An 807-nucleotide genomic window follows, 5' to 3' on the forward strand; every position below is an offset into this window, starting at 1 on the left:
TCTTCGTCGTAAAACGGTAAATCAAAGATATAGCGCATCACCTGAGTATCAATCTCACCTTTATGGGCGTCATGACGAGCATTTAGGTTATCGAATCGTTTAAGAGAGAAGCTCAATGTTTCACGCTTACCTAGACCCCAATCAGGATTCAAGAAGGTATTTACTGTTGCGAATGAGCTCGCATCTTTGTCTGATACACGTTTACGGTTCTCTTGAATCGTATTTTCATAAGCACACGCTTCACCATCTTTATCTGCAACCATCCAGATAGAAGCCACGTCTGTTCGAGCTGCTTGGAAACGTGCACTCAATGCTTGTGCTGAATCAGACTCAGTCATGTAGTCGAACACTGAGTTAAGGAACGAAGGCTTCTCAACTGAAACAATGTTGCCACCCATTGATGTACCGTCATGAAGGTCGGTGTACACACCTTTGTCGTTAAAACCTGTTACCATCCACGTCCAACCTGGCCAGCTCACGTTCACTACGCTGTTAGAGCCATCTGTCGGGTTGTAAACCGTTGTGTAGATTGGAAAGTCTAGGAATAACTCGCTCCAGTCCATGTTACGACCAACTACCATGTTGTCATTGGTTGTGCTATCGCCCCATGTTGCCAACGAAGAACAGCCAGAAAATGAGTGTAACTTGCCAAGGTAGATAGCCATTGGACCCCTTTGATCAAGAACCACGACTTTCTCTACTGGCCAGTTCAATGCATCCGCAACACCTTGGAAGTACTGTTTACGACGCAGTGAAAGTGAAGCAAATACACGAACACCGAACATCTCGAATGCGTCTTCTTGGCTG

General features: G+C 45.5%; 1 protein-coding gene. It reads right to left on the bottom strand.

Annotation, left to right across the window (positions count from 1 at the left end; all coding sequences use genetic code 11):
• A partial coding sequence (locus KIV40_RS32915; protein WP_285353575.1) for a C45 family autoproteolytic acyltransferase/hydolase occupies nucleotides 1-807 on the bottom strand: 807 nt, incomplete at both ends.

The sequence above is a fragment of the Vibrio sp. D173a genome (assembly GCF_030248475.1).